26 protein-coding genes and 3 tRNA genes are annotated in these 26,230 nt (G+C 41.0%); 27 read left to right on the top strand and 2 right to left on the bottom strand.

The window, feature by feature from the left end; all coding sequences use genetic code 11:
* Positions 1 to 3: 3 nt before the first annotated feature.
* From AC4HCY_RS01545 to AC4HCY_RS01450, 20 genes are all read left to right on the top strand, one after another.
* Positions 4 to 540 carry a DUF6512 family protein gene (locus tag AC4HCY_RS01545; protein ID WP_491095241.1) on the top strand — a complete coding sequence of 179 codons (537 nt, stop codon included), beginning with the start codon at positions 4 to 6 and terminating at the stop codon, positions 538 to 540.
* Positions 541 to 621: 81 nt separating this feature from the next.
* Positions 622 to 711 (top strand) — tRNA-Ser (locus tag AC4HCY_RS01540).
* A 187-nt stretch (positions 712 to 898) separates the two neighbouring features.
* Positions 899 to 990: transfer RNA gene (locus AC4HCY_RS01535), tRNA-Ser, on the top strand.
* A gap of 516 nt (positions 991 to 1,506) precedes the next feature.
* Positions 1,507 to 2,556: a flavodoxin-dependent (E)-4-hydroxy-3-methylbut-2-enyl-diphosphate synthase gene (gene ispG / locus AC4HCY_RS01530; protein ID WP_491095240.1), complete on the top strand. Its 1,050-nt coding sequence runs from the start codon at positions 1,507 to 1,509 to the stop codon at positions 2,554 to 2,556.
* A gap of 174 nt (positions 2,557 to 2,730) precedes the next feature.
* Positions 2,731 to 3,618 carry a YegS/Rv2252/BmrU family lipid kinase gene (locus tag AC4HCY_RS01525; RefSeq protein ID WP_323432554.1) on the top strand — a complete coding sequence of 296 codons (888 nt, stop codon included), beginning with the start codon at positions 2,731 to 2,733 and terminating at the stop codon, positions 3,616 to 3,618.
* Positions 3,619 to 3,722: 104 nt separating this feature from the next.
* Positions 3,723 to 5,222 (top strand): M1 family metallopeptidase, encoded by a 1,500-nt coding sequence (locus AC4HCY_RS01520; RefSeq protein ID WP_491095239.1) that lies wholly within the window; start codon positions 3,723 to 3,725, stop codon positions 5,220 to 5,222.
* A 109-nt stretch (positions 5,223 to 5,331) separates the two neighbouring features.
* Positions 5,332 to 6,507 carry a DUF4097 family beta strand repeat-containing protein gene (locus AC4HCY_RS01515; RefSeq protein ID WP_491095238.1) on the top strand — a complete coding sequence of 392 codons (1,176 nt, stop codon included), beginning with the start codon at positions 5,332 to 5,334 and terminating at the stop codon, positions 6,505 to 6,507.
* 96 nt (positions 6,508 to 6,603) lie between these two features.
* Positions 6,604 to 7,200 (top strand): RNA polymerase sigma factor, encoded by a 597-nt coding sequence (locus AC4HCY_RS01510; RefSeq protein ID WP_323432557.1) that lies wholly within the window; start codon positions 6,604 to 6,606, stop codon positions 7,198 to 7,200.
* Complete coding sequence (locus AC4HCY_RS01505) at positions 7,172 to 7,660, top strand: anti-sigma factor family protein (protein ID WP_323432591.1); 489 nt, start codon at positions 7,172 to 7,174, stop codon at positions 7,658 to 7,660. Before AC4HCY_RS01510 ends, AC4HCY_RS01505 begins: the two co-directional genes overlap by 29 nt.
* An 18-nt stretch (positions 7,661 to 7,678) precedes the next feature.
* Positions 7,679 to 8,146, top strand: a complete 468-nt coding sequence (locus AC4HCY_RS01500) for a hypothetical protein (RefSeq protein ID WP_323432558.1) — start codon at positions 7,679 to 7,681, stop codon at positions 8,144 to 8,146.
* Positions 8,147 to 8,213: 67 nt separating this feature from the next.
* A tRNA-Arg gene (locus AC4HCY_RS01495) sits at positions 8,214 to 8,290 on the top strand.
* A 157-nt stretch (positions 8,291 to 8,447) separates the two neighbouring features.
* Positions 8,448 to 9,506, top strand: a complete 1,059-nt coding sequence (locus tag AC4HCY_RS01490; protein WP_491095237.1) for a homoserine dehydrogenase — start codon at positions 8,448 to 8,450, stop codon at positions 9,504 to 9,506.
* Between the two features lie 80 nt (positions 9,507 to 9,586).
* Entirely contained in the window at positions 9,587 to 10,585 is a 999-nt protein-coding gene (locus tag AC4HCY_RS01485; protein WP_491095236.1) for an ornithine cyclodeaminase family protein, read from the top strand.
* A 78-nt stretch (positions 10,586 to 10,663) separates the two neighbouring features.
* Positions 10,664 to 11,326 carry a metal-dependent hydrolase gene (locus AC4HCY_RS01480; RefSeq protein WP_323432560.1) on the top strand — a complete coding sequence of 221 codons (663 nt, stop codon included), beginning with the start codon at positions 10,664 to 10,666 and terminating at the stop codon, positions 11,324 to 11,326.
* Between the two features lie 345 nt (positions 11,327 to 11,671).
* Positions 11,672 to 12,688, top strand: a complete 1,017-nt coding sequence (locus AC4HCY_RS01475) for a TRAP transporter substrate-binding protein (RefSeq protein WP_323432561.1) — start codon at positions 11,672 to 11,674, stop codon at positions 12,686 to 12,688.
* 147 nt (positions 12,689 to 12,835) lie between these two features.
* Positions 12,836 to 13,315, top strand: coding sequence for a TRAP transporter small permease (locus AC4HCY_RS01470; protein ID WP_323432562.1), 480 nt, complete (start codon positions 12,836 to 12,838; stop codon positions 13,313 to 13,315).
* A gap of 7 nt (positions 13,316 to 13,322) precedes the next feature.
* Entirely contained in the window at positions 13,323 to 14,606 is a 1,284-nt protein-coding gene (locus AC4HCY_RS01465; protein WP_323432563.1) for a TRAP transporter large permease, read from the top strand.
* 111 nt (positions 14,607 to 14,717) lie between these two features.
* Positions 14,718 to 15,548: a 3-methyl-2-oxobutanoate hydroxymethyltransferase gene (gene panB / locus AC4HCY_RS01460; RefSeq protein WP_323432564.1), complete on the top strand. Its 831-nt coding sequence runs from the start codon at positions 14,718 to 14,720 to the stop codon at positions 15,546 to 15,548.
* A 14-nt stretch (positions 15,549 to 15,562) separates the two neighbouring features.
* Positions 15,563 to 16,486 (top strand): ketopantoate reductase family protein, encoded by a 924-nt coding sequence (locus tag AC4HCY_RS01455; RefSeq protein ID WP_323432565.1) that lies wholly within the window; start codon positions 15,563 to 15,565, stop codon positions 16,484 to 16,486.
* Between the two features lie 67 nt (positions 16,487 to 16,553).
* Positions 16,554 to 17,315, top strand: coding sequence for an IclR family transcriptional regulator (locus tag AC4HCY_RS01450; protein WP_323432566.1), 762 nt, complete (start codon positions 16,554 to 16,556; stop codon positions 17,313 to 17,315).
* A 113-nt stretch (positions 17,316 to 17,428) separates the two neighbouring features.
* On the opposite strand, the gene AC4HCY_RS01445 is transcribed toward AC4HCY_RS01450, so the two are convergent.
* Both AC4HCY_RS01445 and AC4HCY_RS01440 read right to left on the bottom strand, forming a co-directional pair.
* Positions 17,429 to 17,479 carry a hypothetical protein gene (locus tag AC4HCY_RS01445; RefSeq protein ID WP_491096063.1) on the bottom strand — a complete coding sequence of 17 codons (51 nt, stop codon included), beginning with the start codon at positions 17,477 to 17,479 and terminating at the stop codon, positions 17,429 to 17,431.
* A 193-nt stretch (positions 17,480 to 17,672) separates the two neighbouring features.
* Positions 17,673 to 17,846, bottom strand: coding sequence for an integrase core domain-containing protein (locus AC4HCY_RS01440; RefSeq protein ID WP_323432567.1), 174 nt, complete (start codon positions 17,844 to 17,846; stop codon positions 17,673 to 17,675).
* 184 nt (positions 17,847 to 18,030) lie between these two features.
* Between AC4HCY_RS01440 and AC4HCY_RS01435 the strand changes: the two genes are divergently transcribed.
* The 7 genes from AC4HCY_RS01435 (at position 18,031) to AC4HCY_RS01405 (ending at position 26,223) form a co-directional block, all read left to right on the top strand.
* Positions 18,031 to 18,807 (top strand): ABC transporter ATP-binding protein, encoded by a 777-nt coding sequence (locus AC4HCY_RS01435; protein ID WP_323432568.1) that lies wholly within the window; start codon positions 18,031 to 18,033, stop codon positions 18,805 to 18,807.
* Positions 18,797 to 20,854 (top strand): FtsX-like permease family protein, encoded by a 2,058-nt coding sequence (locus tag AC4HCY_RS01430; RefSeq protein WP_491095235.1) that lies wholly within the window; start codon positions 18,797 to 18,799, stop codon positions 20,852 to 20,854. The genes AC4HCY_RS01435 and AC4HCY_RS01430 overlap by 11 nt, the downstream gene beginning before the upstream one ends.
* Positions 20,855 to 20,872: 18 nt before the next feature.
* Complete coding sequence (locus tag AC4HCY_RS01425) at positions 20,873 to 21,559, top strand: response regulator transcription factor (RefSeq protein ID WP_491096062.1); 687 nt, start codon at positions 20,873 to 20,875, stop codon at positions 21,557 to 21,559.
* On the top strand, positions 21,549 to 22,571 hold the full coding sequence (locus tag AC4HCY_RS01420; RefSeq protein WP_491095234.1) for a sensor histidine kinase: 1,023 nt from the start codon (positions 21,549 to 21,551) through the stop codon (positions 22,569 to 22,571). The genes AC4HCY_RS01425 and AC4HCY_RS01420 overlap by 11 nt, the downstream gene beginning before the upstream one ends.
* A gap of 245 nt (positions 22,572 to 22,816) precedes the next feature.
* Positions 22,817 to 24,436, top strand: a complete 1,620-nt coding sequence (locus AC4HCY_RS01415; RefSeq protein WP_323432571.1) for an ABC transporter substrate-binding protein — start codon at positions 22,817 to 22,819, stop codon at positions 24,434 to 24,436.
* Between the two features lie 18 nt (positions 24,437 to 24,454).
* Complete coding sequence (locus AC4HCY_RS01410; protein WP_491095233.1) at positions 24,455 to 25,438, top strand: ABC transporter permease; 984 nt, start codon at positions 24,455 to 24,457, stop codon at positions 25,436 to 25,438.
* On the top strand, positions 25,435 to 26,223 hold the full coding sequence (locus AC4HCY_RS01405) for an ABC transporter permease (RefSeq protein WP_323432573.1): 789 nt from the start codon (positions 25,435 to 25,437) through the stop codon (positions 26,221 to 26,223). The genes AC4HCY_RS01410 and AC4HCY_RS01405 overlap by 4 nt, the downstream gene beginning before the upstream one ends.
* Positions 26,224 to 26,230 lie beyond the last annotated feature (7 nt).

Raw genomic sequence — 26,230 nt, 5'->3', positions numbered from 1 at the left:
GTAATGATTTTTGAGAGGGAAAAAATTTTGAGATGGCAAATAGCTTCTGTTATCTGGGTAATAGTTGTAGGCTCTTTGCTCCATTTTACTTTTAGATGGTCAGGAAACTCACCTTTGGCAGGCGCATTCAGCGCAGTAAACGAAAGCGTTTGGGAACATCTCAAATTAGGGTATTGGTCCATGATACTTTTTTTCCTTATTGAATATCCTTTTATTAAGGGATATACAAATAATTATTTCTTTGCAAAAGCTATCGGCATTTTTGCTATGAATCTTTTTATCGTATTGTTTTTCTATTCTTATACTGCATTGACAGGGAAACACTTATTGCTTTTAGATATTATATCCTATATATTAGGAGCAGTGATATATGGAATAGTAAGCTTTAAAATTATGATGAGCAATATTAATAAAAATATTAATATTATTGGACTTGTTTTGCTCATTATATTTGGTGCTTTATTTATATGGTTTACTTATTATCCTCCACGTTTGCCTATATTCAAGGATCTAGAGACCGGCAGCTACGGAATTCCATAACCACAAACTGGCACCGAAATTTATTATGCTTTTGTTGACACATATAAATTTACCTGTTATAATTTAATATGTCTTAAATTTGGAGAGATGTCCGAGCGGTTGATGGAGCTGGTCTTGAAAACCAGAGATGTTTCACGACATCCGTGGGTTCGAATCCCACTCTCTCCTCCATAAGAGAATCATAACTTAGCTCTTTGAATAAGAGTATGTATAAGAGGAAAAGTAGCTGGGAATTCGAACGGGAGGAACAAGAAAATGCGCCCTTTGGAAGCATTTTCCCTCCCAGGCGAGATAGTGAGCGAAAGCGAACGGAGCGAATCCCACTCTCTCCTCCATAAGAGAACCATAACTTAGACCTGGAGAAGTACTCAAGTAGGTCGAAGAGGCGCCCCTGCTAAGGGCGTAGGTCGGGAAACTGGCGCGAGGGTTCGAATCCCTCCTTCTCCGCCATCTGAAAACGAATCACTCACAAGAGTGATTTTTTTAGTATAAACGAATAAGCAACGGGGATTCGAACGGGAGGAACAAGAAAATGCGCCCTTTGGAAGCATTTTCCCTCCCAGGCGTGAAAGCGAGCCAAAGCGAGCGGAGCGAATCCCTCCTTCTCCGCCATCTGAAAACGAATCACTCACAAGAGTGATTTTTTAGTATAAACGAATAAGCAACGGGGATTCGAACGGGAGGAACAAGAAAATGCGCCCTTTGGAAGCATTTTCCCTCCCAGGCGTGATAGTGAGCGAAAGCGAACGGAGCGAATCCCTCCTTCTCCGCCATCTGAAAACGAATCACTCACAAGAGTGATTTTTTAGTATAAACGAATAAGCAACGGGGATTCGAACGGGAGGAACGAGTCTCTTTAAAATTATTCATTTTCCAAATGGGAAATCCTTTAGTATAATATATATGACTTCAGAAAACTATTATATAGTGTCTTTATTGATCACTAAAAATTTGGAGATGAATTATGTGAATAGAAAAAACACAAGGAAGATCAAAGTAGGAGATATATACATAGGCGGAGATTCAAGAATATCCGTGCAATCCATGACAAATACTGATACTAAGGACGTGGCTGCTACTGTGAACCAGATCCTTGGTTTGGAGAAAGCCGGGTGCGACATAATAAGATGCGCTGTTCCTGATATGGCAGCAGCGGAGGCTTTAAAGGATATAATAAAGCAAATCCATATACCATTGGTTGCAGATATACATTTTGATTACAGGCTTGCCCTTAAATCCATAGAAAATGGAATCGCCGCTTTAAGAATAAACCCGGGCAATATCGGAAGCCCGGACAGGATAAAGCTTGTGGTTGAGGCTGCCAAGAAAAAAGACATCCCTATCAGGATCGGGGTCAACTCCGGCTCTCTGGAAAAAGACATATTGGAAAAGTACGGGAGGGTTTGCCCTGAAGCACTGGTAGAAAGCGCTCTGAAGCATGTAGGTATACTTGAAGGCCTGGGCTTTTGCAATATTGTTATTTCTTTAAAATCCTCTGATGTGATGCAAACCATAGAAAGCTACAGATTGATATCGGAAAAAGTGGACTATCCCCTTCATATAGGAGTTACGGAAGCGGGAACCTTGTTCAGCGGTACCGTAAAATCCTGTGTAGGCATCGGAGCTCTTCTGGCCGAGGGCATAGGGGATACTATAAGGGTTTCTCTCACTGGTGATGTGTTGGATGAAGTCAAGGTTGGCCGTGAAATACTGAAGGCTTTGGGATATATAAATGAGGGCGTCAAATTTGTATCCTGTCCCACTTGCGGAAGAACCCAAATAAACCTTATTGACATAGCGAAAGAGGTTGAAAGAAGACTGGCCCAATGCGATAAGAACATCAAGGTGGCTGTGATGGGCTGTGCAGTAAATGGACCGGGTGAAGCCAGGGAAGCCGATATAGGCATAGCCGGCGGGAAAGGCGAAGGACTGATCTTCAAAAAAGGCGAGATAGTAAAAAAGGTAAAGGAAGAGCAGTTGATAGAAGAACTGATAAAAGAAATCGAAAAAATGTGAGGGCAAACTAGAGATAAAGCTTCGGGGAATAATACCCTGGAGCTTTATCCTTAATCCTTTATCATATTGCTCATAAATCATAAGAGTATATTTTGAAGTGAAAAATATAAGCAATATGATAAAATAAAGGTAAGGGAATATAGAGTGACTATGAAAAGGGATGGTTGAGGATATATGAGAAAAGTGAGACTGATCTATAACCCGGTGGCAGGGGATGCAAGGTTTAAAAACAGGCTGGACACAGTCATAAAAAATTTTCAAAAATCGGGATACATAGTTTCACCTTACAGGCTTATGAAAGCAAATGATATGGATAACGCTCTATGTGATGTAGATGATAAATATTCCGCTATAGCCATATCCGGCGGAGACGGTACAATAAACAATCTTATCAATGCCATGAAGAGAAATGCTGTAGATCTGCCTATAGGCATCTTTCCCTTCGGGACTTCAAATGATTTTGCAGCTCATATAGGGATACCCAAGAACATTTCTCAATGCTGTGACATGATAACAGACGGCGAAATAATAAATGTAGATGCAGGTACAGTAAACGGCACTTATTTTGTAAATGTGTGCAGCGCAGGCCTTTTGGCTGAAGTAGCCTACAAGACGGATATAGGCATGAAGAACAGCCTGGGCAAGATGGCTTATTATTTAAAAGGCTTTGAAGAAATACCGAAGCTCAAACCTATAGCGATGAGGATGGAGTACGATGATAAAGTCATTGACGATAACTTTTATCTTTTTCTGGTTTTAAACGGCAGGTCTGCCGGAGGCTTCTTAAGGCTGGCTCCTTATGCTTCTGTCTGCGATGGGCTTTTGGATGTGATCGCCATAAAAGCGGCAAACATCACAAATGTGATCAATCTTGTTTTAAAGGTGCTGAAGGGAGAGCATACGAGCGACCCAAATATATATCATTTCCAGACGGATAACCTTAAGATATCCTCCAATCAAATCTTTGAAAGCGATATAGACGGAGAGAGAGGCCCTGTTTTTCCCCTTTCAATAGGTGTGAAAAAAGGGGACATAAAGGTGTTCATACCCAGCCGCGGATAATGATGGAAGTCGATAATGATATTTGCTTGTGATAGTATATTATTAAGGCTCATGAATAATATATAATAGTTCAACTTTGTAAATAAAGAGGGGGAATGGTCACAGTGAAATTCAAACTAAAGCTGCTTCCTTTATTCCTTATACTTATGATCCTGATATCGGGCTGCTCCATGGAAAAAGAGGCAGCACCTGCGCTGAAGCCGGATGAGATCGATGCCAGAAGCTTTTACAGTATAGATGCAGAACTGAATGCCGAGGAAAAGACCCTTACGGCTATCCAGGAAGTGAATTATTATAACAATGATGATGTTGAGATGAAGGAATTATATTTTCATGTATATCCCAACGCATTTAAAACCAAGGAAACAGCTCCCTTCTTGTTTGATGATTTTGATAATGCTTACAAGAGAGGCTTTAAGCCGGGATACGTAGAAATAACTTCCGTCACCCAAAAGGACAGGAGCGGCGAGAAGCTTTTAAAGCATTCCCTATCAGGAGAAGGAGAAACTATATTGAAGGTGGAGCTGGCATCTCCGCTAAAGCCTTATGAGAGAGTGAATCTTAAGATTGAGTTCACGCTGCAAATACCTCCTGCGGGAGAGCGGTTCGGATATGGAGAAAATAATTTCAATATGGGCAACTGGTACCCCATAGCCGCAGTCTATGATGAAAAGGACGGCTGGAACCTGGATAAATATTTCGCCATCGGAGACCCTTTTTACAGCGATGCCGCAGACTATAGAGTCAGCATAAAAACTCCGGATAGCTATATTATTGCAGCTTCAGGCCGGCTCATTGAGGAAAAGAAAGAAAGCGGCGGGATACAGCGTATTTACGAAGGAAAGGCCCTCAGAGACTTTGCATTTGTTGCCAACAGCAATTTTACGATGCTTGAGGAAGAAGTAGACGGGATTAAGGTCATGTCATATTACTATCCCGAAGACAAAGTAAGGGGAGAAGAAGCTCTGAAATATGGGGTTCAATCCATAAAGCTTTTTAACAAATTATATGGCAAGTATCCCTACCCTGTTTATTCAGTAGTCCAAACTGAATTCCCCAGCGGGATGGAGTATCCTGCTTTGGTATATATAAGCGACAAATACTACAAGCCCAATTACTCCAGCGATCCTTTAATTATAACCGTAGCCCATGAAACAGCTCACCAATGGTTTTATGGCATCGTAGGCAATGATCAAGTCGATGAGGCCTGGCTTGATGAAGGCTTTGCAGCTTATTCGGAAACGGTATTTGCGGAGAAAACATACGGAAAGAAAACGGCACAGGATTATTACAGGAGAACTGTAGAAGACAGTGTCAAGGAAGCTATGTCCTCTCGAACCATAGACGGAAGCGTGGTCAAATCCTTGTCAGAATTTAAAAACTGGGATGATTATGGCCCTACTGCTTATGACAGAGGGGCTCAAGTCCATAATGAGCTTAGGAATATGCTCGGGGACGATACCTTCTTGAAGATTGTAAGAACCTATGTAGATAGATATAAATTCAAAATTGCAACTACCGATGATTATATAAAAGTATGCGAAGAGGTAAGCGGAAAGGATCTGACGGAATTTTTCAGGCCATGGCTCGGAGCCAGCAAATAATTTCCGGCTGTAGATTCAATCTACGGCTTTTTTTGTTTCATACTTTTTTTGTATTTCCTCGTATATAACTATGAATCACAATTAGCTTGATGAATTGGAGGAATTTTAAATGGTTAAGAAAAAGGTAGGCACTATAACCTTAGCTATTGGCCTGATTACAGCGGGCGCAGTGCTCTTTGCCCAAAATTTTACTGATCTTCCTATAAAGGATATATATAAGTATTGGCCCTTGCTTCTTATAGGACTGGGATTGGAAATAGTTATATATATGTCTGTTTACGGGAGGGATAATGCAAATGTGAAGTTGAGCATAGACGGCTTATGCATAATTTTTATTATCCTGGCTGCAATAATCGGCAGCGGAAACTTCATAGGCTTCAGACATATGCATATACGGGGAATAGGAGATATACCCTTTATCGGAGGTTTGGGATACCGGGGCCAGCTGGAGGAAAACATAAACCGGTCGGGTATATCCAAGGACTATGACATAAAGGAACTGAAGCTTACCAACAGCTTTGGGGATATTGAAATAAAAAAAGGCAAATCTGATGAAATCAGATTGGAAGCTGTGGCAACAGTTCAGTACAATGATGAGAGGAAAGCTAAAAATTATGTAAAAAATGCTTTAAAGATTGAAGAAGGCGAAGTTACAAATATTTATATTGAGGACTTATCAAATCTTGCCAACAAAGATTATAATAAAGCCATGGTGGACTTTATAGTATATATTCCCGAGGGAATAACCTTGGATATAAAGAATAGCTTCGGCAAGATTGAAATAGAAGGCGGAGGGAAAACCACAGTAAAAAACGGCAACGGAGATATTAAGCTTATAAATTGCTTCGAGGATGCAGAAGTAAAGAATTCCTTCGGAAAAATAGATATGGAAAATATAAAGGGAAGCATAGATGCCTCAAACAGCAATGGAAGCATAGATATAAGAAAAGCTGCCGGAGATATTGATGCCGATACTTCCTTTGGCAATGTAAGGCTTGAAGAAGTCGGAGGAAACATAGAAGCTGAGAGCAGCAACGGCAATATAGAAATATTTAAAGCAAGGGGCAATATAGAAGCAAAAACTTCCTTTGGAAATGTGAGACTGGATAAAGAAAGCATAGACGACGGAAAGGTTTCTGCCGAAACCAGCTTTGGAAGCATCAAGGGCTTCGATGACGCAAGTGTTCGGGACTCAGGGCAGAAGAAAAGCCTGGAAGCCGCTTACGGCAAAGGCAGCAGGGATATAAGATTGAAAACCAGCAATGGCAACATAGAAGCAAGGTAGGAAAGAAATCAGGGGATATTCCCCTTTCCTCATTTTTTTGAAGAATAATCAAAAAAAATTCGTCAAAACACATAAGTTGGAGGGCGGTGGATAAATTTGAAAGATGAGGAGCTCATTGAGCTTATAATAAATGGAAATACGGAACTTTATGCTGAACTGATAGAGAGATATAAAAATAAGGTATATTCTACAGCCTACAGCTATACGAGGGATTATGAGGAAGCCAAGGACTTGACTCAAGAGATATTCATAAAGGTGTATAACAATCTGTCCGGCTTTCAAAATAAAGCCCAGTTCTCTACATATCTTTACAGAGTAGCAGTAAACAGGTGCATAGATTGGACCAGAAGAAAGCGGCCCAAGACCATTTCCATGCTGACCTGCCAGGATGATGAAAATGTAGACATATATGATTTTATAGCGGATTATGACAGCAATCCGGAGGAAATACTGCTTAGGCAGGAGAATATGGATTTCATAAGGCGGGAGGTAAGCAACCTGCCTGAGATCTATAGCACAGTGATGATCATGTATTACTTTCAGGAGTTCAGCCCGCAAGAGATTTCAGACATATTGGGGGTTCCAAGAAAAACTATTGACACCAGGCTTTTCAGAGCAAGAAATCTTATCAAGGAAAGAATAAGAAGGAAGCTGGATTTTGGGGGTGGGAAAGTTGCTATGCAGCCGAGTTAGAAAGAGCTTGCACAGCTATGCAGCAGGCGAGACGGAAGGATTGGAGCATTTCCTTATGAAGGAGCATCTAGACAACTGTCCTTCCTGTAAAGCGGAATACGAAAGGATATTGGAGATAAAATCCATATTGTCGAATATGGGAAGAAATATTGCAGTTCCTTGCAGTCTCGTGGTAAATATTATGGAAACTATTGACTTGGAGAAGTATAAAGCTATAGGGATTCATGCTCTCAATAATCTGAGAAATTTTGGGATCAGCTTTATAGCAGCAGGGCTGATCATATCTCTATTCAGCATAGCCCCTGATATGGGATGCTCCAATAAAAGATTCATCGGGAGGAGCATGGCCAAGGTTCAAGAAAGCATACTAAAGCCCTTTGAGATGCTAAACAATAGTGTTATCAGTATTTCAGACAAGATATCAAATTTGAATGAAGCAATGGGTGCAAACAATGAGTAATTAATAGGGGGGACCAGAATGATCCGGGATATTTTATTTTTTTGTTTTTCTTTGATACCGGGTGCTGCTCATATGTCTATGGGTTTTTTCAAGCGGGGAGTCCAATTGATGATAACTACTATTGGGGCTTTTTCGCTTTTGATCAGTTTTAATACGGAACAATTGGTTGCTGTGGTATGCTTGCCATTATGGTTTTTTAGTTTCTTTGACGGATATAATATAAGAAGGCAGATAGCTGCAGGCAATACCATAAAAGATGAAGAAGTATACAGCTATGATATATTTTTTAATAACAAAAAATATCTGGGACTTGGGCTTTTGCTGCTCGGACTCATAGGTCTCATAAATTCCCTTCCTAACAGCCTGATAATATCCTTATTCGGCGTCAGATCACAGAATATTTATTGGATGCTGAGAAGAAGCATCGTGCCATTATTTTTAATAATAATAGGTTTATACTTGCTTATAAAAAGCAGGAAAAAATAAATCGCCACAATTTTACAGTTTGATTTTAAGATGCTTTTGTGATAATATATAATGTGTTCAAAAAATTGCGCTCGTAGCTCAGCTGGATAGAGTACTTGACTACGAATCAAGGGGTCGCATGTTCGAATCATGTCGGGCGCACCATCTATGCTGAAAAAGTTAAACCCTGGCAATGGCCGGGGTTTTTTATTATTTATTTACGGCGATGGTTTCCATTATATAAATGTTAATAATGATTGAATATTAAATCAATGGTACAATATATTTATGATGAAAAATGGATTTAGATGGGGTGAAGGGCATGAACCGTAATAAACTGAATATATGCCTGGTGGGCTTCGGCAATGCAGGGAAGGAATTCTGCAGGATGCTTGTGGAAAAAGGTGAAGAGATCAAGAATACATATGGCTGGAACGTAGTTGTCACTGCCATATCCACATGGTCTAAGGGCAACTTGCTGGATCTGTCGGGTGTGGACCTGAAAAGAGCGTTGGATGAGGTGGAGGCAGCGGGAAGGTTTTCTCATGATAACCCTCAGAAAGCTGACCACAGTACAACGGATATGATAAAAAAATCAGGAGCGGATGTATTGATCGAGCTGAGCACATTGTCCATCAAGGATGGGCAGCCGGCCGTAAGCCATATAGAAGAGGCCTTCGCAAATCATATGCATGTGATTACGGCCAATAAGGGGCCTATTGCATGGGATTATAAAAGATTGAAGGCATTGGCGGATGAAAAAGGCTTGTATCTCCTTCATGAGACGACTGTTATGGATGGAGCTCCGGTATTCAATCTGGTGGAAAAAACGCTGCTGGGCTGTAGAGTGTTGCGCTTCAAGGGTATTTTAAACTCCACTACCAATTTTATAATGGAAGAGATGGAAGCGGGAGCGGATTATGAAGCGGCTTTAAAAGAAGCCCAAATCAGAGGCTTTGCGGAAGCCGATGCCTCTATGGATATAGACGGCTGGGATGCAGCGGCAAAAACTGCCGCCCTCATCAATGTATTGATGGATGGGGATGCAACGCCTATGACTATTGATAGAACGGGAATTGCAGGCATCACTGTCAAAGATATGGAAGATGCAAGGTCCAGAGGAGGAAAGATCAAGCTGCTCTGCGAGGGATACAGGCATGAAGGTGAAGTGAAAGGCCGGGTCTATTCTGCCTTTGTGGATAACAAGGATATATTCAGCAATATTGATTCTACTACATCCATACTGTCCATCACAACAGACCTCATGGGGGAAATCTGCATGGTGGAAAGAAATCCTGAAATACAGCAGACGGCTTACGGAGTATACAGCGATATGCTTGCTTTGATACAGGACATCACAAGGGATGAAGCAAGCCTATAATAATTCCGCGTCTCAGCTTTACAGCGGGTAATGCTCATTAGTGCGAAAAAATCTAACAAGAATAGGAGTGAATTATCTAAATGAAAATTGTTGTTTTAAATCAAGATGATATTAAAAACGTATTTTCTATGGAGGATGCTATTCAGGCAGATAAGGATGCCTTGAAACTTTATTCGTTAGGTAAAAGCGCAGTACCCTTGCGCATAAATTTAGATGTTCCTAAGTATGAGGGGCATAGCCTTTATATGCCCGGGTACTCTGCTGACGCTAATGCATTGGGCGTAAAAATCGTATCGGTTTATCCTAAAAATATTGAAAAGGGCTTGAACAGCGTGCCGGCCACAATGGTATTATTGAATAGCGAAACAGGCGAAGTATGCAGTTTAATGGACGGTACTTACCTGACTCGTATACGTACAGGCGCTGTATCCGGAGCGGCTGCCGATGTGCTTGCCCGTAAGGACAGCAAAGTGTTTGCCATGTTTGGTACGGGAGGACAAGCAGAGACACAGCTGGAAGCGATTCTTACCGTGCGCCCCATAAAGATTGTAAAGGTTTTCGGCATAAGCATAGAACGTGCTGAACGCTTTACAGCGCGGATGACAGCCAAATTTGGAGAAAAATTTGGAGTGAAGATCTTTGCTGCTAAATCTTCCGACGAAGCTATTGAGGATGCGGATATCATAACCAGTGTTACAACCAGCAAAAAACCTGTTTTTGACGGAAGATTGGTGAAAAAGGGCTGCCATATCAACGGTGTGGGATCATATACTCCTGAAATGCATGAGATTGACGAATATACTATCACCCATGCCGATAAGGTATATGTAGATACTCGCAACGGCGTTTTAAATGAATCAGGAGATTTGATCATTCCTATTAAGAACGGTAACTTCAGCGCGGACAGGATTACCGGAGAACTGGGTGAGGTTATTGCAGGCAAGGCACCGGCACGTATGAGCGACGATGAGATCACAGTATTCAAGACTACCGGCAGTGCGGTTTTAGATATTATAAACGCTCAGCGCATTTATGAAAATGCCTTGAAGAAAGGAATGGGCAGCATCATTGAAATTTAGTGGTGAAAAAACATAAATACTGGAAATAAATGATATAATATAGTCAGTTAACGTATATAGGAAAAGGAGAGATGCTAAATGAAAATTCGATTTATAGGCCACTCTTGTTTTTTAATAGAGGAGGGCAAGTATTCCCTTCTTTTTGATCCTTTTATAACGGGAAACCCGGCAGCAGCGGTGAAGGCAGCAGATTTGAATCCTACTCATATACTTGTAAGCCATAACCACGGAGACCATAGGGGTGATGCTGCGGATATCGCTAAAAGAACCGGTGCCACGGTTTTTACTACCAATGAAATCGGCATCGATCTCAGCAAAAGCTGTATCAATGTGGCGGCCGGACATATAGGCGGCAAGGCAAAAACTGAGTTTGGAAGCGTCAAATTTTTTCAGGCCTTCCACGGGAGCGGAATAGCAGGAGGCCATGCCTGCGGCTTCGTAGTTGACCTTATGGGCAAAAAGATATACCATGCTGGGGATACGGGGCTGACGAAGGATATGGAGCTTTTATGGAAGCAAAATATTGATTTGGCATTGCTGCCCATAGGGGATTTTTATACCATGGGACCTGAGGATGCACTAGAGGCCGTAAAGATGATAAAGCCCAAATATGTGATACCGATGCATTATAATACATTCCCGGCTATCAGTCAGAACCCGGAGGCATTCAAAAAAGCCGTAGAAGGTGAGACCGGCGTAAAGACAATGGTGTTGAAGCCGGGAGAATCTATGGAGATGTAGGTAAAAAAGAAGATATATAGATAGGGAGATATTTCTAGTAAGACATGAAAGTCTTATGTAGTTATGTCTCTTTTTTTATGTTTCCAAATACAAACTAGATTAAAATGCATAGGTATGGTTAAAAGATTGTTAAAAAATAAATTTAAAAATTACTTATATTCAGAATATTTCGGGAGGACATTTACTAAAAGGGGCGAATACATTATATAGAACAGAATAACGTTCTGCAATACAGAATACTGGAGGTGTACTTAGGAAAGCTTAGTACTTTCATAAAATGTATCAAAAAGTTACTTATAATTTTGTCCAGCTAAAATATTTACTAAAAAAATGGAGGGAAGAGAAATGAAAAAAAGAGTAGCATTAATATTATTAATTGTTATGATCTTGTCATTAACTGCTTGCGGAACAAACAGCAATTCAGAGCCTGCAAAACCAGCTTCAAACGAGACTGTAAAAGAAATTGTATTAAAGGCTGGTCATTCAGTTGCTCCTACACATCCATATCATCTTGGGCTTGAAAAGTTTGCTCAGCTTATAAATGAACGTACCGACGGAAAGATAAAAATTGAAATATTCCATTCAGCACAGCTTGGTAATGAAAGAGATATGATTGAAGGATTACAAATGGGAACGATTGACATGGTTGTATCTTCAACAGGACCTATGGGAGGCTTTGAACCGAAGATGCTGGTTGTTGACTTACCTTTTTTATTTCGAGATAGGGAGCATGCATATAAAGTGCTTGATGGGGAAATCGGTAAAGAACTGCTATCCACTCTTCCTAGCAAAGGCATAGTTGGTCTTGCTTTTTGGGAGAATGGTTTTAGGCATATAACAAATTCGAAAAAGCCAATAAATGGGCCAGAAGATATTAAGGGTTTAAAGATAAGAACAATGGAAAACCAAGTTCACATGGATTCATTCAAAGAACTTGGAGCTGACCCTACACCAATGGCTTGGAGTGAAGTATTTACAGCCCTCCAACAAAAAGTAATTGATGGACAAGAAAACCCTATTCCAATAATATATACACAAAAAATATATGAAGTTCAAAAGAATTTAGCTTTAACAGAGCATTTCTATTCACCATCGCTTCTTCTGATGAGTAAATCAAAACTAGATAGTCTTGACGCAGATACACAAAGGATTTTAGCAGATACAGCATTAGAAGTCGCTGCTTATGAGAGAGGACTTATCAAAGAAATGGAAGACAAACAGATAGACGAACTCAAAGGCTTTGGAGTAGAAGTGACAACACCAGATAAAGCAAAGCTTCAGGAAGCAGTAGCCCCTGTATACAAAAAGTATGAATCTCAATTTTCAAAAGAATTGATTGATAAAATAATCAATACTAAATAATAAAAAGTTTCTATCGCTTCAACAATAATGTAACTAAGCTCAAGTACAAATGACGAAAACTTATGCTTTCTAAAGTATTACATAAAAATAGTATATTGATGGATATTGATATTGCTATCCATCAATATACTCATGGGAGATGGTAATATGGGTTTGATAAAAAAATTAAGCGACAAGCTCAGTAAAGGAACAGAAATAGTAATAGGGCTGTTATTGGCAGTTATGTCTATTGTAGTATTTTTACAGGTTATATATAGGTATGTGTTTCATGCTTCTTTACCATGGTCAGAGGAATTTGCAAGATACTTACTTATTTATCTGACATTTCTGGGTGCTAGCGTAGCTGTTAAGAAAAATGCCCACATAGGTGTTGAGGCAATAGTTAAATTGCTTCCTCATTCCGTGGCTAAAGCGGCAGAGTGGATTGCAAATGTATTATCTTTTTTGTTCTTTGCTATTTTGGTGGTTTGCGGCAGTAAGGTAGTAAAAGTTACACTGATGCAGCTATCACCGGCTATGAAAGTGAAGATGGGCTATATATATCTGGCTATAGTTATCGGAGGGATACTTATGATGATACATCTGCTCGCCAGAACATTCGAAAATAATGAAGTAGAAGGAGAGTGATACATCAATGGACAATGTTGGACTTATTTTGTTCGGAAGTTTATTAGTATTTTTCGCATTAAATATTCCAATTGCATTTTCACTAGGTTTGGCTTCAACTATGACCTTGTTGCTTGCAAGTAATGTTCCATTGGTGGTTATACCTCAGCGGCTTTTTACAGCTACAGACTCTTTTCCTTTTATGGCAGTACCTTTTTTTATACTTGCCGGAAGCCTTATGGAAAGCGGCGGAATATCCAGAAGGTTGATTAATTTTGCAAACACTCTTATTGGCTGGATATCAGGAGGCCTAGGTCTGGTATCAATCGTAGCTTGTATGTTCTTCGCTGCTATATCAGGTTCCGGAGCAGCTACTACAGCAGCCATTGGATCAATTATGATACCAGCCATGGTTAAGAGAAAATATGATGTCGGTTTTTCTTCGGCTATTCAGGCGGCAGGAGGACTTATCGGTGTTATTATTCCGCCCAGCATTCCTATGGTTACTTATGGCGTTCTTACCGGAGTGTCTATAGGAGCTATGTTTGTAGGCGGATTTGGACCGGGTATTCTTATGGGGCTATCACTGATGGCAGTAACATATTTTAAATCGAAGAAAGAAGGTTATGGAGGAGAACCAAAGGCAAGCTTTAAAGAAATAGTTGCATCATTTAAAGATGCAATACTTGCTCTACTAATGCCCGTAATAATTTTAGGCGGAATTTACGGAGGGATGTTCACCCCGACAGAAGCAGCTGTTGTATCTGTAGTATATGGATTTGTAGTTGGATTCTTTATCTATAAAGAATTATCATTTAAAAACTTACCAAAGATATTAGCTGATTCAGCTGTCAGCACATCAATAATAATGATACTTATTGCAGGCGCAACTCTTTTTGGGTGGATATTGACAAATAATATGATACCGCAGAAAATTGCATCGGCAATGCTGGCATTTTCCAGCAATCCCATTATAATTCTATTACTGATAAATATATTATTACTTTTTGTGGGAACTTTCATGGATACTGTAGCTGCTATTATCATATTAGTACCAATTTTATTTCCTATTATTACTCAAGTGGGAATTGATCCACTACACTTCGGCTTAATAATCTGTGTCAATTTGGCTGTAGGTATGATTACGCCTCCCTTTGGAGTGTGCTTGTTCGTAGCTTGCGGTATAGGGAAAATAAGTCTGGAAGAAATCGTAAAGAATATACTTCCATTCATCATAGTATTGATAATTGACATTCTGATAATAACCTATATACCTGCAATCACTACTTTTTTACCTAATTTATTAATGTAAGGTTTTCGGAGGGAGTATATTTTTTTACTCATATGTTTAGAATAGCATTCTGCTTTGCAGAACCTATCAATATCAAAAATAAAAGTAAATTATAATCTGGAGGTAATAAGAATGGCAAAAGTAACAACTCAAGTTCTTCAAGAGATGAAAAAAAGAGGTGAAAAAATAACCTATACAACTGCTTATGATTACTCAACAGGACTTCTTGTAGACAAGGCAGGTATAGATGTAATACTAGTCGGAGACTCCCTTGGAATGACTATGATGGGTGAAGATACAACAGTTCCCGTAACTATGGAGCAGATGATACACCATATAAAATGTGTGGTAAAAGGGGCTAAGAATCCAATGATAGTTGGAGATATGCCTTTTGGTTCATACAATGTGAGCAAAGAGCAAGCTATCATGAACGCTACAAGGCTTATGAAAGAAGGCGGCTGTGACGTTATAAAGCTGGAAGGGGGAGCAGCAGTAAAAGAAACTGTGAGAGCGATAGTTGATGCAGGTATACCGGTTATGGGACATATAGGCTTAACTCCGCAGACCATATCCAAGCTTGGCGGATTTAAGGTTCAAGGCAAGGATGCAGAAGCAGCGAAGTCACTTATAGAAGATGCTAAAGCCTTAGAGGAAGCAGGGGCCTTTTCACTTGTACTGGAATGTATACCCGCCCAGATTTCTAAAATGATAACTGAAGCAGTGTCAATTCCTACATTAGGGATAGGGGCAGGTATTTATTGCGATGGGCAAATTATGGTTTTCCACGATATGGTAGGCTTATTTGACAAGTTTACACCGAAATTTGTTAAAAAATATGTTAATCTGACCGATATTATATTAAAGGCATTAGAAGAATTCAAAGAGGATGTAAAGGCTCAAAAATTTCCGGAAGAAAAGCATAGCTTTGGAATAAAGGAAGAAGAATTGGAGAGATTGTACTAGAAGAGGTGTAATTAATGAAAATAGCTATAATTGGAGCCGGTGCAATGGGCAGCCTTTTTGGAGGTTTATTGCATGAAGCCGGTAATGAGGTTCACCTTATTGATGTCTGGAAAGAGCATGTAGATGTAATAAATGAAAATGGTTTAAAGATTGAAGGAATAAGCGGAGATAGAATTGTCAGGGTAAAAGCCCATAGTAAAGCCTCAGATGTGGGACCTTGTGAATTGGTAATTGTTTTTGTAAAATCCACTTTTACAAAAGCTGCTATATCCGATTCCCTATCACTAGTTGATGAAAATACTGTAATACTAACACTTCAAAACGGGTTAGGCAATGCAGATATTATAGGAGAAGTAATGGGACAGGATCGGGTTATAGCAGGGGTGACTTCTTTTGGTTCTACTTTATTAGGTCCTGGAAGGGTAAGACATGCGGGCTCAGGTGATACCTATATCGGAGCATTAGGCCATCTTTCTGATAAAAGGATAGAGGAAGTATCAAAGGTATTAAGTCAAAGCGGAATTAAAGCATTGCACTCCAAGGATGTTATGAGCTTAATCTGGAGCAAACTCATCGTAAACGTAGGTATAAATGCTTTAACTGCCATTACAGGATTGCTTAACGGAGAATTAATTGAATACGCAGAAACCGAAGAACTCCTTGAATTGGCGGTAAAAGAAGCAATTGAAGTGGCAAAAACAAAAGGAATAAAGCTTATAAATGATGAACCTGTTGTCCATGTAAAAGAAGTATGTAAGCTTACCGCAACAAATAAATCTTCAATGCTTCAGGATATGCTGAACAAGAAGAAATCTGAAATTGATTTTATTAATGGCGCCATTGTGAGGGAAGGAGAGAAACTAGGCATACAGACACCTGTTAATACTGTCCTTACCAATTTAGTCAAGATTAAAGAGAAAATGAATGACAGGATATAACTTTATTTTGTAAATATTTAAACTATGATATACTGTCATAAATAGGCTAATATTGGGGTGAGCGATAATGGATGTAAATAAAGGCACGAATGATTATAATATAAAATCCGTGATAAAATCCATGGAAGTATTTGAAATATTGGTAGAAAAGGGAGAGCTTAGTATAGGGGAACTAAGTGATCTATCAGGCCTTGGCAAGAGCAGTGTTCATAGGATATTAGGAACTCTTAAGCATATAGGATATGTGAAACAAGATATAGAAGATGGCAAGTATTATGCTTCAATAAAGGTTTTCGAGCTAGGCAATAAGATTGGTGATAGAATACCGTTTAAAAATATTGTTAGGGAGAAGTTAGAGCAGCTTTATGAGAAATGCCAAGAAACCGTTAATATTGGCATGCTTGATGATCTTGATGTAGTATTTTTAGACAAAATAATCACCAAGGAACCTTTACGCATAGTACTGGATGTTGGCAGAAGAGTGCCTGCGTATTGCTCGGGCATGGGAAAGATCTTACTGGCTTATACAGAGAATGTTAATCTTAAAGCTATTGAATACAAGAAATATACTGAGAATACTTTATGTAATGTTGATATGCTTGAAGAAGAATTGAAAAAGATAAGGCAGCAGGGTTTCTCCATAGATAACGAGGAATACATCAGGGGACTTATATGTATAGCTGTTCCTGTGAAAAAAAGAAACGGTGATGTTATAGCAGCTATAAGTGTAGCTGTACCTGCAGTAAGAATGAATGAACCAAAAAAAGAAGAATATTTAAAAATGCTGCAGGATACAGCTTATGAGATGACGAAGGAATTGCCTTATTAATCTGATATTTCTAGTGCAGTTGCTATTGAACGAGACTTCATTCAGTGAGGGATTCACTGGACCAAATCAGTTTTCTATATATGTAAATCGGCTTTATCGCCCATCCATATATTTTACTCTTCTCTGGTTAGGATTAAGGGCATCCTTTCATGGATGCTCTTCATTTTTTCCGAGGAATCCATGGTGAAAATAGCAAAGATATCCTAAGCCATGTGCCGCAGGTTCGACTCCTACTAGGTGCATCAAATGAAGCAGGTACGAAGTATTGAACAGTTTTATTGGACTGTCCAGTATTTTGTACCTTTTCCTTATCCCCAAAGTTTGTGTTTATAGGCTTTTGAACATCCTTGTCCAGGTTTATGTTGAACTGGCTTTCTTCTCATTATATTGCAATTCAAACTTGTTTGGTGTTTTGTAATTCAATGTGCTGTGTGGTCTTTCCATATTATAAAAACGAATGTAGTTATCAACACTTTCGTAGAATTGCCGCTCTGATTTGTAGATAGTGCGGTAGAGTTCCTTCTCTTTCATAGATGCACCCTGCTTTTTAACAAGAAAGTGGTGTGTTTTTCATTTTTGACCGGAACAGTCCGGTAAACATTTATGATTGAGCCTACCCGTCTTTTGCCAGTATCAAAAACCTTTCATACAATGTAAGTGTTTTTCAGTACCTTGTTCCGTTATAATAATATCGAAAGCAAAGGAGGTATTTTCTATGAAACAGGCAATTCTGGAGATTGAATCTCTGCGAAAATATTATGGCAGACAGGAAAACCAGACAAAGGCACTGGACGGCATCTCTTTCAAGGTGCTGCCCGGTGAATTCCTTGGCATTATGGGTGCCAGCGGATCAGGAAAATCCACACTGCTCAACTGCATTGCCACGGTCATTCGCCCCACAGAGGGACACATTTTGATGGGCGGTGTGGAGGTTGGTGCGCTAAAAGGCAGTAAGCTGGCAGATTACAGGGGGAAAGAAATCGGATATCTGTTTCAAAACTTTGAATTGCTGGACAACTTAACGGGTCAGGAGAATATTCTTTTACCCCTTGGCATCCATGGAGTGACTGAAAAAGAGGGAAATAAGCATCTGAGGGAGTTGACGGAGTATTTCGAAATCACCGACGTAATGAATAAATTTCCCTCTCAAATGTCTGGCGGCCAAAAACAGCGTGTAGCAACGGCCCGGGCTCTTATTCTTAATCCCCAAATTATCCTTGCAGATGAGCCTACCGGCGCACTGGATTCTAAAAACGCTCGTATATTGATGGAAAAGCTGGCTGGTCTTAACCGCATGCAGCAGTCCACTATTCTAATGGTTACCCACGATTCCAACGCGGCCAGTTTCTGCAGCCGGATTCTCTTTATACAGGACGGTGTCATTTTCCATGAACTGCGCCGAAAAGTGCCGAATGAGACACAGCAGCTGTTTTATGAACGTATTCTTGCAGTCATGGCACAATTGGGGGGAGGAAGTGCAAATGTTCTTTGATCTTGTGCGCCGCAATAGCAAGCGGAACCGACGGGAAAATGGGCTTTTTTTCTCATCGCTTTTGGCGGCTATTGTGGCCTTTTACATCATCCTCTCGCTGCCGAATCAGGGGGTTATGGGATTTCTTAAGGAGATGGAGAGCGGTGCTGTGGATAGACTTTTGAGCCTAATCCCAGCCTTCTATGCGGTAACATTGTTCATGCTCTTTTTTCTCATTTATTTTGCAAGCAGATACCAACTGGAGCGCCGGAGCCATGAGCTGGGAATGTACTTGATGATGGGCATGCGCCGTTCCAAATTGTTTTTTATGCTTCTGGCAGAAGATCTGTGGAGCAGTCTTCTATCAATTTTCGTAGGTATCCCGGTGGCAGTGCTGCTTTCGGAGGTTATCAGCCTTGTTACAGCGCGGGTGGTGGGCATTGGCATTTTGGGACAGCAGTCCACCTTTTCTCTCTCGGCTGTCCTTTGGACGATGGCAGGTTTTTTGCTTATTAAACTAGCTGCGTTTCTTCTGCTCAGCGGAAAATTTGCTTCCACAGAGATTGGCACTTTGCTTTCCGCGACCCCAGAAGGCGCAAAGAAGCAGCGGTCAGCGATGCTTTATCGAATTGCATTGGTCATCGGTGTATTGCTTTTGGTGACAGCATATATACTGGCAATTAGCGGTGAAGCGTGGTATTCGCTGGCTGTTATGGGAATGACTTTATCAATGGGCATTGCTGGAACTTTGTTGCTGTTTTTCGGTTTGCGAACGGTGCTGGATACTTTGGCAAAACGTCAAACGGGCAAATCCGGGTTGGGCGTGTTCACGTTCCGACAGCTGCAGGAGAATGTAATTGGTCAACCGATTTCCCTGGCTGTCAGCTCTCTTTTAATTCTGGGGGCGCTGTGCTTCTTTGGCTACGGTGTTTCCATGACACTGTACTACGGTAGTGATGACACCCACACGCTGGATTATACTTTTCAAGATGCAGAAAATCCTCTGGCGATTCCTGAAAGACTGAAAAATTTGGGATTGGATGACTGCTTTGAATCCATTTTTGATATGCGCATTGGTCATATTCTCAGTGGAGATGACAATGAAGGAGAAACGCTCGGTATGGATGAGGTGCTGGCGCTGATAGAGCAGGAGCCGGATTCTTCCGTGAAGTCTGATCTTTTGGGCCAATACAACAACCTTAACAATCCTTACGTCATTTCCCTCTCGGGTTATAATCAGCTTTTGGCTGCGGCAGGCGAGCCGACAATCACGCTAAACAACAATCAGGCGGTCATTTATGGCTATGCTGCCTTTACAAATAGAGAAAAAGCGGAACTAATAAACCGCGTGCTCTCGCAGAAGCCGGAAGTAGTAGTCAATGGCGAACGCTTACAGCTATCAGGCACCCTACAGACCAGAAATCCTGTAACGGATCGATCTATTACGCTTTACTTTGCCCTAATCGTTCCGGATGAGGCCTTTGACCGATTGGCAGACAAATCGTATACCCATTATTGGAATGCAGTATTATCTCACCAGTTCGTACAGGAAAACGGGCTAATGCAGGCCATTCAACAGGTAAATCAAAAGCTGGATACAACAGGTATCCACTATGAAAGCTATCTGCAGAGTATGGGACGGCAGCTTTTTTATCAGGTCTCTTCCAGCTATCTCACGCTGTACCTTGCGGTTATTTTCCTTGTCATAGCCAATACAGCCATTGGAATGCAATTCTTAACACAGCAGCGCAAGACCGGACGACGTTACCAAACACTGGTGCGGCTTGGCAGCCATTATGAGGCACTCTGCCTTTCCGCAAAGCACCAAATCCAGTGGTTCTTTGCCTTACCTGCGGTGGTTGCAGCAGTAGGAAGCCTGTTCGGCGTTCGGGCTTTATTCTCCGGATTTTTGTCGCCGGATATGGCGGAAAGTATTCCGGGGCTCTATCGCATCGCTTTTGTGATACTTTTTCTGCTTTGTGTGGTAGAATATGGGTATATGCTGGTCGTGACACGAGCCAGTTCAAAATATATTTTGACACAGATGGAAGCGAATCGGGAAGAATAAAGAAAGGAGGGAGCTGCCATTAAGAAAATTGTTATTGTGGAAGATGATCCATTTATGCGGGAGGAACTGTGTGAAATTTTTGAGAAGGATGGGTATCCGGTTGATTGCATTGCAGAATTTGACCATGTAGTGGACGAAATTATACAGGCGGCTCCCGGCCTTGTCTTACTTGACATTAATCTACCCGGAATCAGCGGCTTTGATATTTGCCGGGAGCTGAAGTGTAGAGCCATGTTGCCTGTCTTGGTGCTGACCTCTCGTGATCAAATGAAAGACGAACTCCATGCGCTGCATTTGGGGGCGGACGAGTATTTGACGAAACCCTGCCGGAAAGAACGCCTGCTTGCACGTGCCGCTAACCTGCTCCGACGATATGAGGGGCGCAGCCAGTTGCGTCCCGGTATGGACTTTTTATTAGATAGCCAAACCTATGCGTTGTATATTCATGATCAATCCGTGGTGCTTCCACAGAATCAGGGCAGATTACTGGAGGTTTTTTTAGCTCACCCTGATGAGCTTGTAACCAAAGAAACACTTTGTATGGCGCTATGGGGAACAACAGAGTATATTGATGAAAATGCTTTGCAGGTGAATTTGAGCCGGTTGAAAAAGACAATGAAAGAGCTGGCAATGGCACAGCAGATCGAGACGGTGCGCGGGCTCGGCTATCGGCTGATAGCCAAGGAGAAGAGAGATGAAACATAATTTTCTATGCATCTTAAAAAAATATGCAGTCTGGTTGCTGCTCTTGATAGGAGTCAATCTTCTATACGCTTTGGCACTGTGGCTTTCAGAAAGCGAAGTGTTTCTACGGCTTTGGCTTGTGCTTGCGCTCAGTTCGCTGTTGATATTTTTAACGGCACTATTCTTTGCCTGGCGTGTGGACAAACAACGAGAAACAGCTTTTCAGGAGTTCATCAATCATCCGGATGAAATGACTGAAGCCAAAATGCTGCGTCTTGTCAGCCGGCAGGATGGTGAGCTTGTTCGGCACCTTGGAACCCTGCTTCGGGAAAACGAGCAGGCTAAGCGGATTTTGATTACACAAATGAATGACTATGAGGAATATGTGGAATCTTGGGCACACGAGATTAAAACGCCGCTTTCTCTTTTGATCTTTCTTCTGGACAATCGCAGGGATGAGTTGCCGCCTGTCGTCTATCAACGACTCGACTATGTACGCTCGCAGATGCAGGGACTGGTTGAGCAAATGCTCTACTATGCAAGGCTCAAGGGCAAGCAAAAAGATTACCTATTTGAATCGCTGTCCCTTACAGAATGCTGTGAGGAAGCGTTGGAGATTTTTCAACCTTTGCTCAAGGAAAAGGGCTTTCAAATCATAAAAGTATTGCCGCCGCTTTTTGTTCTCTCTGACTACCGGGGGCTACTGTTTATCATAAACCAAATACTCAGTAATGCCGTTAAATATACGAAGAGCACAGGAATACCGGAGCTGCATGTAACGGCGGCACAAAATGAGCGAGGGGTTATTCTTTGCATCCGGGACAATGGGATTGGCGTGCAGCCGTGGGATTTACCATTTTTGTTTGAAAAGGGCTTTACCGGTGATACCGGTAAAGACAGAAAAAAGGCAACTGGCATGGGGCTGTATCTCGCAAATGAAATGGCAAAGGATTTGAAGATTGAACTGGATATCCGTTCGAAGCCGCTAAAGGGCACTGAAATAATTATTCTTTTTCCGATTATCGATGCGTAGAGCAAAGTATAAGACATAATGGAGAAGAATAAGAAATCTTTTTTGCATTGTTTTCACATATATGTTGAAAAAGTTAAACCTCAGCGATGGCTGGGGTTTATATACTTATATATAATATCTATACATCATGGAGAAATCATAGATAAACAAAATATTGGAAAACGGCTTATTATGCTATTATTATGGATGATTGATAGTAAAATTATATATCTATGAAGAGTGTTGATCAAGAAAGGAAGGTTTTTATGAAAAGATTCATAGCATTTTTAGTTATCGTTGTAATGCTTTTGCCCTTGAATGTATTTGCAGAAGTAAAAACTCAGAGCTATTCAAACGCTCCTTCCAGCTCGGGAGAAAGAGTGCTGGTAATCGATGAAGATAACTTAGGATATCCTTCCGTATACACCGTATCTCCCAGAGGAAGAGGATATCTGCTTACAAGCTTTATATTTGATACTTTGACCTGGAAGGACGATAAGGGTGTTGTTCCCATGCTGGCAAAGAGCTGGTTAGTATCAAATGACAACCTGATATGGACCTTTTATCTTGCCGGGAATGCAAAGTTCACCGATGGCAAGCCTGTCACCGCCAAAGATGTAAAATTCTCTTACGAGTATATGATGAAGCATCCTCACCAGTGGGTTAATCTTAACATGATAAAAGAAGTCAATGTGATGGGAGACTACGTTGTACAGATATCGTTGAAGGAAGTATATGCGCCTTTCATCACAGATGTTGCAGGAAATGTCCCTATAATGCCTATGCATATATGGAAGGATGTAAATGAGCCGCAAAAATTCAATTCAGACAAGGCAGTCATAGGATCCGGTCCTTTTAAGCTGACCAAGTACGATAAGGATGCGGGTACATACATATATGAAGCCAACAAGGATTATTTCTTAGGCTCTCCTGTAGTAGATAAGCTGATATTCACTGCCAACAGCCAGCCGGCCTTATCCCTGAAAAACGGCGAATTGGGAGCAGCTCAAAAGCTTAAATACGGAGAAGCTCTGGCAATGAAGCAGGATAGCGATTTAAAGGTCATGGAAGGCCCGGGCTTATGGGTCTACAGGATGTATTTTAATTTTGACTTGCCTGAATTCAACAGCAAAGAGGTCAGACAGGCCTTATACTACGCCATCGACAGAGCATCAATCGTCAGCAAAGTGCTGAAAAATGGCGGGATACCCGGCAACCCGGGACATATACATCCGGATTCCCAATGGTATTCTGAGGTAAAGGACTATGAATATAGCAAGACCAAAGCTGCGGCTTTGCTGGATGGCATAAATGCTAAGGATACCAATAAAGACGGCATCAGAGAATACAAAGGCAAGAAAATGGAATATGAGCTTTTGACTACCGATGATAAAGTCGGAGAGGCAGAAATGGTAAAAGGCTACCTGGGCATGATCGGGATCAAGCTCAATGTCAAGGCAGTGGATCAGAAGAGTGTAGATGCCTTGATCAAGGACGGAAAGTTCCAATTGGCTCTAAACGGCCATGGCTCCTTTGGAGGGGATCCTGTGCTTTTAGCCCGGTTTGTAAGCAAGGACGTAAACATAGGCTCCACTCCTTCGGTAACGGCACAGGGAGGCAAGCAATGGAGCAATAGGGAATTTGATAAGGTATTTGAAGAGCAGCTGAAGGATTTGAACAGCGCAAGCAGATATAAGAAGGTTGGACGATTGCAGCAGATAATAGCAGAAGAGCTTCCCACATTGACTTTATATTATAGAAAGATCACCTTTGCTTATGATCCGGGTAAATTAAACGGGTGGTTTTTTACCAAAGACGGAGTGGCTATTGCTGTACCTACAGCCCAAAACAAGCTGGTTTATATAAGGGGCACTTGGGGCAAATAATTTCTGAAAGGTTTTGATATGAAATCTGTAAAATCTTTGTCGCGGGTTGTGATTGAGAACTTAATATTTTTTATTGTGCTTGTCGTATTGAGCTTTCTTCTTCCGAGGCTTATTCCCGGCAGCCCTATATACGGGCTTGCAGATAATACCCATGTGCTTAACATGAGTGTGCCGGAAGAAGTGCTCTCAAGATACAAGGAGTATTATGCACCGGAAAAGACTCTTGCTGAGCAGTTTATTCTAAATGTTGAACAATTGCTCAAGGGAAATCTGGGCTATTCCTTTCACTTTGGATTGCCGGTGTCAGACATCATAAAGGGGAGAATAGGATGGACGCTGCTGCTTTCTATCAGCGCCATCCTTATTTCTACGATGATCGCAGTTCCCATGGGCATAAAAGCAGCTATGAAAAAAGGCAGCTTTATGGATAAGCTTTTAGTGTTTCTGATCATATTGATGGAGGCTGTCCCCATATTCCTTTTCGGACTGTTGATCCAGATGGCCTTTGCATATAAGCTCAGGCTATTTCCGGCACAGGGGGCTTATTCTATAGGCATGGATCATGAAACATCGGGTTTTTTCATGGATGCCTTGAAGCACAGTGTTCTCCCCTTGATGGCTTTGACTTTTTCTCAAACACCTTCTTTTTTATTGTTGGTCAGGAATACTGCAATAAGAGTAAAAAAGGAGCCCTACGTAGAAATGGCTGTATATAATGATATAGATGAAAAAACTATAAAATATAAGTATATTGTAAAGAATTGCTTGCCAGAGCTAATAGGCAAGCTTAATATACACATCATATATGCAATTGTCGGTACATTGTTTATAGAAGTGATATTTTCATATCCGGGAATGGGGGAGCTTATGAAGATTGCAGCAGGGGCTAGGGATTATTGCCTGATACAGGGTATCTTCTTATTGACGGGTCTGTACGGGATAGCGGTTAATATTATTTTAGGATTTTTGACAAATATCATATTCCCGAGGATGAGAGCATGAATAAGGCTGCTTTGCTTATAGCCTTGATAATGTTGCTGATAAGCCTTCTATCCCCCTATATCGCTCCTTATGACCCTGAAGATTTCAGCTTTGACAGTCTTATGCCCCCGGATGAAGAGCATATACTGGGCACTAATTCCCTTGGTCAGGATTTGTTTTCCCAGCTGTTATACGGATTCAGGTTCAGCACCATAATAGCCCTGGTTTCTGCTTTCATATCCACATTCATAGGCACTGTATTGGCCATGTTATGCTCCTATTATGGGGGGTGGGTTGAGGCCTTCATAATGAAGCTGACGGATTTTTTTCTCATCATCCCCGAAATAATCGTGATAATGCTCTTTTCTGTTTTTGCAGGGCCGGGTTTATATAATATAATAGCTGCCATAGCGCTTTTTTCCTGGAGCAAGGTAACCCGAATACTTCGAACCAAATCCAATCTTGCTATAAAGGACGAAGGAGCCCAATACACTTTGCTCCTCAAAGGAAATCTTGCTGATGTGATGAGAAAGATTTGGCCTCAAATATATCCTGCCGCGGCTACGATGTTTGTGCTCCAATGCAGTAAGGCAATACTATACGAAGCCAATCTGTCATTTCTCGGCATAGGAGACCCTACGGTCAAGTCCTGGGGAAGGCTTATAAGGCAGGCTATGGACTATGAAGGATTATTTTTCGAGGGGGCTTACCTCTGGTGGCTCCTTCCGCCTATCGCATGTATAGTAATATTTGTGGGAGCCATGTCATTAATATCTTTTGATATGAATAAGGAAACAATTAGGTAGGTTTTAA

It is taken from the genome of Lutispora sp. QWL-02 (genome assembly GCF_058315355.1).
The sequence above is the reverse complement of the archived record's forward strand: the minus strand, read 5'-3'. Positions and strand labels throughout refer to the sequence as shown.

Excerpts from the sequence above, each read along its gene's own strand:
- AC4HCY_RS01545 (WP_491095241.1), top strand. The coding sequence starts at position 4 with ATGATTTTTGAGAGGGAAAAAATTTTGAGATGGCAAATAGCTTCTGTT.
- AC4HCY_RS01525 (WP_323432554.1), top strand. The coding sequence starts at position 2,731 with ATGAGAAAAGTGAGACTGATCTATAACCCGGTGGCAGGGGATGCAAGG.
- AC4HCY_RS01515 (WP_491095238.1), top strand. The coding sequence starts at position 5,332 with ATGGTTAAGAAAAAGGTAGGCACTATAACCTTAGCTATTGGCCTGATT.
- AC4HCY_RS01500 (WP_323432558.1), top strand. The coding sequence starts at position 7,679 with ATGATCCGGGATATTTTATTTTTTTGTTTTTCTTTGATACCGGGTGCT.
- AC4HCY_RS01490 (WP_491095237.1), top strand. The coding sequence starts at position 8,448 with ATGAACCGTAATAAACTGAATATATGCCTGGTGGGCTTCGGCAATGCA.
- AC4HCY_RS01485 (WP_491095236.1), top strand. The coding sequence starts at position 9,587 with ATGAAAATTGTTGTTTTAAATCAAGATGATATTAAAAACGTATTTTCT.
- AC4HCY_RS01480 (WP_323432560.1), top strand. The coding sequence starts at position 10,664 with ATGAAAATTCGATTTATAGGCCACTCTTGTTTTTTAATAGAGGAGGGC.
- AC4HCY_RS01475 (WP_323432561.1), top strand. The coding sequence starts at position 11,672 with ATGAAAAAAAGAGTAGCATTAATATTATTAATTGTTATGATCTTGTCA.
- AC4HCY_RS01470 (WP_323432562.1), top strand. The coding sequence starts at position 12,836 with ATGGGTTTGATAAAAAAATTAAGCGACAAGCTCAGTAAAGGAACAGAA.
- AC4HCY_RS01465 (WP_323432563.1), top strand. The coding sequence starts at position 13,323 with ATGGACAATGTTGGACTTATTTTGTTCGGAAGTTTATTAGTATTTTTC.
- panB (WP_323432564.1), top strand. The coding sequence starts at position 14,718 with ATGGCAAAAGTAACAACTCAAGTTCTTCAAGAGATGAAAAAAAGAGGT.
- AC4HCY_RS01455 (WP_323432565.1), top strand. The coding sequence starts at position 15,563 with ATGAAAATAGCTATAATTGGAGCCGGTGCAATGGGCAGCCTTTTTGGA.
- AC4HCY_RS01450 (WP_323432566.1), top strand. The coding sequence starts at position 16,554 with ATGGATGTAAATAAAGGCACGAATGATTATAATATAAAATCCGTGATA.
- AC4HCY_RS01440 (WP_323432567.1), bottom strand. The coding sequence starts at position 17,846 with ATGAAAGAGAAGGAACTCTACCGCACTATCTACAAATCAGAGCGGCAA.
- AC4HCY_RS01435 (WP_323432568.1), top strand. The coding sequence starts at position 18,031 with ATGAAACAGGCAATTCTGGAGATTGAATCTCTGCGAAAATATTATGGC.
- AC4HCY_RS01430 (WP_491095235.1), top strand. The coding sequence starts at position 18,797 with ATGTTCTTTGATCTTGTGCGCCGCAATAGCAAGCGGAACCGACGGGAA.
- AC4HCY_RS01420 (WP_491095234.1), top strand. The coding sequence starts at position 21,549 with ATGAAACATAATTTTCTATGCATCTTAAAAAAATATGCAGTCTGGTTG.
- AC4HCY_RS01415 (WP_323432571.1), top strand. The coding sequence starts at position 22,817 with ATGAAAAGATTCATAGCATTTTTAGTTATCGTTGTAATGCTTTTGCCC.
- AC4HCY_RS01410 (WP_491095233.1), top strand. The coding sequence starts at position 24,455 with ATGAAATCTGTAAAATCTTTGTCGCGGGTTGTGATTGAGAACTTAATA.
- AC4HCY_RS01405 (WP_323432573.1), top strand. The coding sequence starts at position 25,435 with ATGAATAAGGCTGCTTTGCTTATAGCCTTGATAATGTTGCTGATAAGC.